Origin of the sequence: Pseudomonas sp. GM49 (genome assembly GCF_000282355.1) — a bacterium.
In the GTDB taxonomy this organism is placed as follows: Bacteria; Pseudomonadota; Gammaproteobacteria; order Pseudomonadales; family Pseudomonadaceae; genus Aquipseudomonas.
Window position 1 is genome coordinate 81214 of the sequence record NZ_AKJL01000073.1, and the last position, 8472, is coordinate 89685.

Here is an 8472-nt window from a genome sequence, read left to right on the forward strand (position 1 = left end):
TGCTCCTGCTCTCTGCCAATCGGGCAATGACCTTCCCCGCCCCGAAGCCTATAATGCCGGCCTTTCGTTCCCTCCTCGGCACCTCGGAGCCCGCATGAACCAGGATCAACTCAAACAGGCAGTGGCTCAGGCCGCCGTCGACTTCATCCTTCCGAAACTCGACGACAAGAGCATCGTCGGGGTCGGCACCGGCTCCACCGCCAACTGCTTCATCGACGCCCTGGCCCGGCACAAGGGTGCATTCGATGGCGCCGTCGCCAGTTCCGAAGCCACCGCCGCGCGCCTCAAGGGTCACGGGATTCCGGTGTACGAACTGAACACCGTCAGCGACCTGGAGTTTTATGTCGACGGCGCCGATGAAAGCGACGAACACCTGAACCTGATCAAGGGCGGCGGCGCCGCCCTGACCCGCGAGAAGATTGTCGCGGCCGTGGCCAAGACGTTCATCTGCATCGCCGACGCGAGCAAACTGGTACCGGTCCTCGGTACTTTCCCGTTGCCGGTGGAAGTGATCCCGATGGCCCGCAGCCACGTCGCCCGCGAGCTGGTGAAGCTCGGCGGCGACCCGGTTTACCGCGAAGGCGTGCTGACCGACAACGGCAACATCATCCTCGACGTGTTCAACATGCAGATCACCAACCCGGTGGAGCTGGAGACGCAAATCAATGCGATCGTCGGCGTGGTCACCAACGGTTTGTTCGCGGCCCGTCCGGCGGATTTGCTGTTGTTGGGTACCAGTGAAGGTGTGAAGACACTACGCGCTAAGTAAGCAACCTGCCCACCTGTTTGTGGGCAGATGAAACACCTGTGGGAGCGAGCTTGCTCGCGATAGCGGTCCGTCATTCAACATGGATATTGAATGTACTGGCCTCATCGCGAGCAAGCTCGCTCCCACAGTGTTTTGTGGTGTCGGTTAGAGTTGCGTTGGTTTTTTGAACACGTAAAACAGGTTCGGCTCACTGACCAGATACATCGTACCGTCGTCATCCATGGCAATCCCTTCCGCTTGTGGCACGTTTTTTTGCAACCCCTGGTGCCACTTGCTCAGGGACATGGTGCTCAGCGGACGCCCATCCACATCCAGCTCCAGAATCAACCGCGATTCATCCGACAGCGCCAGCAAATGCCCGCTGCGCTCGTCGTATTGCAGGCTCGACAGGTCGCGCACGAACATCCCGGCATCACGCTTGGGGTTGTTGATCACGTGCACCGAGTAGGATTCTTCGGGATTGAAGCGCGGAAAACCGTGCACCTCGTAGATCAGCATCGGGTCGCGCTCCTTGGCGACGAACAGACGCTTGCCCCGCGAATCGTAAGCCAACCCCTCGAAGCCCTTATTGGTGCCCATGTGTACGCCAATGGTCACCTGCTCCGCGTCTGCTGCGTCGACGAAGACGGTGTCCTGCTCCAGATGAATCTTGATCAGCCGTTGCTCGCTTTCATCCGCGACCACATAGGTGTCCGCGCTGATGAACTCCACCGCCTCCGGATCGCCGAAACCGACCAGCGCCACACGGCGCAAAACCTTGCCGTCGAGGGACAACTCGATCAATTCGCTGCGTTTGTTGGTGACGGTGAACAGGCTTTTGCGCACCGGGTCGTAGGTCAACGCTGAAACGTCGTCAGTCAGGCCATCGATCACCTGCGCTTCGGTCACGACCTGGTATTGGTCCAGCCCCATCGACCGGGAATTCACCGGTTGCCACAGCGCGTGCACATTGAACCACGCGCGCTCAAACAGGCGCTGGTACTGGGCGATCACTGTCAACGCAATCAGCAAGACCACCGACAGGGTCAGAATCAGGAATTTTGGGCGGGCAAATCGATGCATTCGGGCGGGCTCGGGTCAAAACAGGCGGATGAAATATCACGCCTGTCTGAACTGAAGCTTAATGGCCACTGACCCGATCCTACAACCGAGCGCAGGAAATCCTGCAAATCGTAAACGTCAGTGCTGTTTTTCGAAGCGATAAAACAGGTTCGGCTCACTCACCACGTACAGCGTGCCCGCCTCATCCATAGCCACGCCTTCGGCACGGGGAATGGTATTTTTCAGGCCATTGAAGCCACGCAGCAGGGTGATGAAACTGACCTGCTCACCCTGTTTGTCCAGCTCCAGCAACAGGTGCGATTCGGCGGACAGTACCAGCATGTGGCCGGTCCGCGGGTCGATGGCCAGTGCCGACAGGTTGCGCATGTCCAGTGCATGACTGGCCAGCTTCAGCTTGTCGCCGGTCAGAACCTTGCCGTCACCTTTCCAGGCAAACAATGCCGGCGGGCGCTCTTCGCCCAGCACCAGTTGCTGATTACGAGGATCCCAGGTGACACCCTCAAAAGCCTTGTTCTGGTCTTTGGAAGGGCCGAGGTCGTATTTCGGGAAATCGGCGATGTTCAGTTCGCGGGTGTCGGCATCGACCTTGACGATGGCGATCAAATGCTCGCGCTCATCGACAATGGCCAGGCGGCCATCACCCAGAACTGTGACGCCCTCAGGATTGCTCCAGCCGATCAATGGCATTTTGCGCAGCACATCGCCCTGCAGGTTCAATTCGACCAGGAACGGGTTCTTGCCCATGACCGAAAACAGGGTCTTGGTTTGAGGGTCGTACGACAGATCCGACGCTTCGTCCTTTTCCATGCCCGGCAACGGCTTGGCATCGATCACCACCCGGTAGTCCGGAAGCCAGATGCTCGCCTGGCGCTCGGCCGGACTCTTGAATTGCTCTTTCACCCAGAGCACGCCTCGCGCATCCCAATGCATGGCAAATGCGACGCCGTAGGCGACAACGGCCACCAACAGAAGCCAGATGTACCAACGCAGGGCGAAGCGCGAGCGGCGGGCAGGTTCAAGCGTGGAAAGCGGAGGAGTGGCCATCGGGGGATGCATTCCAGAAATTCAGGCTAGGGGGTAATAGCACAGTTTGGGGCCGGTTCAGAGACCGAAGGTCCTGAAATTATCCAGACAGGATGTGAAAAAAACGGGAAATGACAGGATGGAACCGTGTGGAATCCGAACTGCAGCCCACCAAAAATTACTGTGGGAGCAGGCTTGCTCGCGATTGCGGTGTGTCATTCAACATCTCTGTTGCCTGACACGGCCTCATCGCGAGCAAGCTCGCTCCCACAGGGTTTGGCAGTACCTGGACTAGCGAACGCTACTGGTAAACCGGCTGGCGCCCGGCAACTCCAGAACGATCTCGTCACCGACATTCAGCGGACCGACACCCACTGGCGTGCCGGTGAGGATCACGTCCCCGGCCTGCAGCGAGAAACAGCCGGCCATGTGCTGGATCATCGGCACGATCGGGTTGAGCATTGCACTGCTGTTGCCGTCCTGGCGCACTTCACCGTTGATGGTCAGGCGGATGCCAATGTCGGTCAGGTCGGCAAATGTGCTGCCGGATACGAACGGAGCAATCACTGCCGCACCGTCGAAGGACTTGGCGATTTCCCAAGGCAATCCCTTGGATTTCAGCTCGGCCTGCTTGTCGCGCAGGGTAAGGTCCAGGGCAGGGGCGAAACCGGAGATGGCGTCGAGCACTTCTTCACGGCTCGGTTTGGTCGACAACGGCTTGCCGATCAAGACCGCGATTTCCGCTTCGTAATGCACCGAACCACGCTCGGTCGGAATGCTGAATCCGCCTTCCAGCGGTACAACACAACTGCCCGGCTTGATGAACAGCAGTGGCTCGGTCGGCACCGGGTTGTCCAGTTCCTTGGCGTGTTCGGCGTAGTTACGGCCGATGCAAACCACTTTCCCCAGCGGGAAATGAATGCGCGTACCGTCGACATACTGGTGCTGATAGCTCATTACCGACTCCTGTTTCGTTGGCACTTGAGTTAGAAAATCAAACAGCGAAAATCTTGCCCGGGTTCATGATGCCGTTCGGGTCGAACACCGCTTTGACCGCCTTCATGTACTCGATCTCGACCGGCGAACGGCTGTAGGTCAGGTAGTCACGCTTGGTCATACCCACGCCGTGCTCGGCGGAGATCGAACCGTTGTACTTCTCGACGGTTTCGAACACCCACTTGTTCACGGTGGCGCACTTGGCGAAGAACTCGTCCTTGCTCAGGTTATCCGGCTTGAGGATGTTCAAGTGCAGGTTGCCGTCGCCGATGTGGCCGAACCAGACGATTTCGAAGTCCGGGTAGTGTTCGCCGACGATCGCGTCGATTTCCTTCAGGAACGCCGGGACTTTCGATACGGTGACCGAGATGTCGTTCTTGTACGGCGTCCAGTGGGAAATGGTTTCGGAGATGTATTCGCGCAGTTTCCACAGGTTCTGCAGCTGGGTTTCGCTTTGGCTCATCACGCCGTCCAGCACCCAGCCTTGCTCAACGCAGTGCTCGAAAGTTTCCAGGGCGTGGTTGGCCACTTCTTCGGTGGTCGCTTCGAATTCCAGCAGTGCGTAGAACGGGCAGTCGGATTCGAACGGCGCCGGGACATCGCCACGGGCCATGACCTTGGCCAGGGCTTTGTCGGAGAAAAATTCGAAGGCGGTCAGGTCAAGCTTGCTCTGGAAGGCGTGCAGCACCGGCATGATCGAGTCGAAATCGGCGGTGCCGAGAACCATCGCGGTGAGGTTTTTCGGCGCGCGGTCTAGGCGCATGGTCGCCTCGACCACGAAACCGAGGGTGCCTTCGGCGCCAATGAACAGCTGACGCATGTCGTAGCCGGTGGCGTTCTTGATCAGGTCGCGGTTCAGTTCCAGCACGTCGCCCTTGCCGGTGACCACTTTCATGCCAGCGACCCAATTACGGGTCATGCCGTAGCGAATCACCTTGATCCCGCCGGCATTGGTGCCGATATTGCCGCCAATCTGGCTGGAACCGGCCGAAGCGAAGTCCACCGGGTAGTACAGGCCTTTTTCTTCGGCCACGTTCTGCAGGTGCTCAGTGACCACGCCCGGCTGGCAAACGGCCGTGCGGTCAGTGAGGTTCACGTCGAGGATCTGGTTCATGTAGTCGAAGGACACGACCACTTCACCATTGGCCGCCACCGCTGCTGCGGAAAGGCCGGTGCGACCACCGGACGGCACCAGCGCCACCTTGTGTTTATTGGCCCACAGGACAATGGCCTGGACCTGCTCAGTGGTCTTGGGGAACACGATGGCGGTCGGGGCCGGGGCGAAATGCTTGGTCCAATCCTTTCCGTAAGCATTCAGGGAGTCGGCATCGGTCAGCACCTTGCCAGGCTCAACCAGGGTCTTCAGCTCTTCAATCAGGGCAGGATTGGTCATCGACAGAACTCTCGAACAATTCATGGTCATCCTGAGAACGCTTCACGTCGCAGGAATGAGTGTTTAGCGGGGCGCATATGCTAGCATACCGACCCCGCAGCATAGTGCCCAACGGCTATTCTGCGGCGACGGCTGTCATGCCGCTCGGGTCAGCGTCTGTTGACCATTTCCTGCCATTTTTCTCCGGGATACAGGTTTACGCAGATGAGCAAGACTTCTCTCGATAAGAGCAAGATCAAGTTCCTTCTTCTCGAAGGCGTCCACCAATCGGCTGTCGACGTCCTCAAGGCGGCGGGCTACACCAGCATCGAGTACCTCACAGGTTCTCTGCCGGAAGCCCAGCTCAAGGAAAAGATCGCTGATGCTCACTTCATCGGCATTCGCTCCCGCACTCAACTGACCGAAGAGATCTTCGATCACGCGAAGAAGCTCGTGGCTGTAGGGTGTTTCTGCATCGGCACCAACCAGGTCGACCTGGATGCGGCCCGCGAACGCGGCATCGCGGTGTTCAACGCACCGTACTCCAACACCCGTTCCGTAGCGGAGCTGGTGCTGGCCGAAGCGATCCTGCTGCTGCGCGGCATCCCTGAGAAGAACGCTTCCTGCCACCGTGGCGGCTGGATCAAGAGCGCGGCCAACTCCTTCGAAATCCGTGGCAAGAAGCTGGGTATCGTCGGTTACGGCTCGATCGGTACTCAACTGTCGGTCCTGGCGGAAGGCCTGGGCATGCAGGTGTACTTCTACGACACCATCACCAAGCTGCCACTGGGTAACGCTACTCAGGTAGGCAACCTGCACGAGCTGCTGGCGATGTCCGACATCGTTTCGCTGCACGTACCGGAAACCGCCGCCACCCAGTGGATGATGGGCGAGAAAGAAATCCGCGCTATCAAGAAAGGCGGCATCCTGATCAACGCCGCCCGCGGCACCGTGGTCGAACTGGACGCCCTGGCGGACGCGATCAAGGACAAGCACCTGATCGGCGCGGCCATCGACGTATTCCCGGTGGAGCCACGCTCCAACGACGAAGAGTTCGAAAGCCCGCTGCGTGGCCTGGACAACGTGATCCTGACCCCGCACATCGGTGGCTCCACCGCCGAAGCCCAGGCCAACATCGGTCTGGAAGTCGCGGAAAAACTGGTCAAGTACAGCGACAACGGTACTTCGGTATCGTCCGTGAACTTCCCGGAAGTGGCCCTGCCGGCTCACCCTGGCAAGCACCGCCTGCTGCACATCCACGAGAACATCCCGGGTGTGATGAGCGAGATCAACAAGGTCTTCGCCGAAAACGGCATCAACATCTCCGGCCAGTTCCTGCAGACCAACGAGAAGGTCGGCTACGTGGTGATCGACGTCGACGCCGAGTACTCGGACCTGGCGCAAGAGAAGCTGCAACACGTCAACGGCACCATCCGTAGTCGCGTGTTGTTCTGATCACGACCTGAACGACAAAAAAGGGAGCCTTCGGGCTCCCTTTTTCATTCACGCAACAAGGTTACTTGACGTTGACCGTGATCTTCTCGGAAACGATCGGCGGATCGAACGGCATGTGGTTTTTATCGCCCAGTTCAAGTTGCAGGGTGTGTTTGCCCGGCGTGAGCGTTATTTCCGCCTGGGTCTGCGCACCGCCGAAATGCAGGTGGTTGGCATCCTTGGGGATCGGCACACCGGCGGCTGGCAGTTCATCGACGTCGATCAGCACGTGGTGATGACCGGTGTTCTCGGTGGGATCGCCCGCCGGTGCCAAGGCAATGTTCTCGACCGCGAATTTGACGACGACTGTCTGTGGGATCGTCGCGCCGTCCTTGGGAGTAACAATGGACACTTCGGCACCTTTCGGAGCCGGCGTGGCAGCACTGGCCAGCACTGAAACACCCATCAACAGGCCAGCCAAAGCAGCACGTGACATAAAGGTTTTCATTCTCTTCTCCAGTTTTTCCGTAAAATCCGCGTGACCATGACAACTTCACGGCCATTTGTTGTCGAAGGCACTCGACAACCATAGCAAAGCGAGCCTGAATCAGAGGGTCCGCGATAATAAATTCAAAGGAGTGACCATGCGCTTTCTGCCTGGCCTGATCTGCCTGCTACCCCTTTTGAGCCCTTTGGCTCACGCCGAACTGATTGATGACGTCAACGACAGGGGTGAATTGCGCATTGCCGTTGAAGCCAACACCCCCCCATTCAACTTCAAGGATGACGACAAACTCACCGGCTTCGAAGTCGAGCTGGGCCAACTGCTGGCAAGTGAACTCGATGTCCGGGCCGACTTTGTCGTCACCGACGGCAGCGATCTGCTGACCGGTGTCGAAAGTGGCAAATACGACATCGCCATCAACCACATAGCAGTGACCCCGGATCTCAAGGATCGTTTCGACTTCAGCGAACCCTACATTCAAACCAATGCACAATTGATCGCGCAGAAAGAAGAGCCACGCTCCATTCTGCTGGTGCAGTCGCTGACGGAAGATAAGCCCAAGAGCAACCCGGCCGTGAGCCTGGCAATTCCGTTTCAGAAGGGTAATCCGGCGTTCCATGCCAGCCTGGAAAACGCGTTGCAGCGGATCAAGGATGATGGACGGCTGCAAGCGCTGGAGCAGAAGTGGCTGGGGGTGGATGCGGGTGTGGTGCCAAAGCTGCAGAACTGAAGTAAATGCAGAACCTGTGGGAGCAAGCTCGCTCCCACAGGGTTTTGTGCCGGCTGTCAGTTCAGCATTGCCAACGCCTGCGCCGCCTGCGGCAACTCCAGCTCACTGAATACCTGCACGCCATGGCGCTTGAGTAGCGCCGCCGTCACGCCCTCGCCACTGACCTTCACGCCGCTGAACGTCCCGTCATAGGTCAGCCGATTGCCGCAGGACGGGCTGTTGGCCTTGAGGATGGCGACGCGGATGCCGTGCTTTTGCACCTGCTCCAGTGCCTGATACGCCCCCGACAGAAACTGCGCACTGACGTCCTCGCCCTCGGTGGTGATTACCAACGCCTGGCCATCGAGGACTTGTGCGCCCTGCCCGCCCGGGATTTCCGCCGCCGCCCGTGGCGTTGGCAAACCACCGGCCACTTCCGGACACAACGGCACGACCCGCCCTTCATCAAGCCACAGCTGAAGCTGATCGAACGGCCCGCTGGCCCCGCCGTCGTAACGGACGCGGTGGCCCAACAGGCAGCGGCTGACAAGAATCTTCTGCATGATCAGAACGGCTCGTTGCCGCGCCGGCGGAACCAGCCG

General features: G+C 59.0%; 9 protein-coding genes. 3 read left to right on the forward strand and 6 right to left on the reverse strand.

Annotation, left to right across the window (positions count from 1 at the left end; genetic code table 11):
* Positions 1-94: 94 nt before the first annotated feature.
* Positions 95-769, forward strand: a complete 675-nt coding sequence (gene rpiA, locus PMI29_RS22335; protein WP_007995527.1) for a ribose-5-phosphate isomerase RpiA — start codon at positions 95-97, stop codon at positions 767-769.
* Positions 770-913: 144 nt separating this feature from the next.
* On the opposite strand, the gene PMI29_RS22330 is transcribed toward rpiA, so the two are convergent.
* From PMI29_RS22330 to PMI29_RS22315, 4 genes are all read right to left on the reverse strand, one after another.
* A complete protein-coding gene (locus PMI29_RS22330) occupies positions 914-1831 on the reverse strand; it encodes an SdiA-regulated domain-containing protein (RefSeq protein ID WP_007995529.1) in 918 nt (305 codons plus the stop codon).
* Positions 1832-1948: 117 nt separating this feature from the next.
* The gene (locus PMI29_RS22325) at positions 1949-2875 is read right to left on the reverse strand and encodes an SdiA-regulated domain-containing protein (protein WP_007995530.1); all 927 of its coding nucleotides are present in this window, start codon (positions 2873-2875) and stop codon (positions 1949-1951) included.
* Positions 2876-3145: 270 nt separating this feature from the next.
* Complete coding sequence (locus tag PMI29_RS22320) at positions 3146-3811, reverse strand: fumarylacetoacetate hydrolase family protein (RefSeq protein WP_007995532.1); 666 nt, start codon at positions 3809-3811, stop codon at positions 3146-3148.
* Between the two features lie 37 nt (positions 3812-3848).
* Positions 3849-5243: an FAD-binding oxidoreductase gene (locus tag PMI29_RS22315; RefSeq protein ID WP_033052123.1), complete on the reverse strand. Its 1395-nt coding sequence runs from the start codon at positions 5241-5243 to the stop codon at positions 3849-3851.
* A gap of 204 nt (positions 5244-5447) precedes the next feature.
* Here PMI29_RS22315 and serA point away from each other — a divergent pair, with 204 nt between their 5' ends.
* Positions 5448-6677, forward strand: coding sequence for a phosphoglycerate dehydrogenase (gene serA, locus PMI29_RS22310; RefSeq protein WP_007995536.1), 1230 nt, complete (start codon positions 5448-5450; stop codon positions 6675-6677).
* Between the two features lie 61 nt (positions 6678-6738).
* On the opposite strand, the gene PMI29_RS22305 is transcribed toward serA, so the two are convergent.
* Positions 6739-7164: a DUF4399 domain-containing protein gene (locus tag PMI29_RS22305; protein WP_007995538.1), complete on the reverse strand. Its 426-nt coding sequence runs from the start codon at positions 7162-7164 to the stop codon at positions 6739-6741.
* A gap of 136 nt (positions 7165-7300) precedes the next feature.
* On the opposite strand from PMI29_RS22305, the gene PMI29_RS22300 reads away from it, so the two are divergent.
* Positions 7301-7891 carry a transporter substrate-binding domain-containing protein gene (locus tag PMI29_RS22300; protein WP_007995539.1) on the forward strand — a complete coding sequence of 197 codons (591 nt, stop codon included), beginning with the start codon at positions 7301-7303 and terminating at the stop codon, positions 7889-7891.
* A gap of 56 nt (positions 7892-7947) precedes the next feature.
* On the opposite strand, the gene PMI29_RS22295 is transcribed toward PMI29_RS22300, so the two are convergent.
* The gene (locus PMI29_RS22295; protein ID WP_033052124.1) at positions 7948-8433 is read right to left on the reverse strand and encodes a DUF523 domain-containing protein; all 486 of its coding nucleotides are present in this window, start codon (positions 8431-8433) and stop codon (positions 7948-7950) included.
* Between the last annotated feature and the right edge of the window lie 39 nt (positions 8434-8472).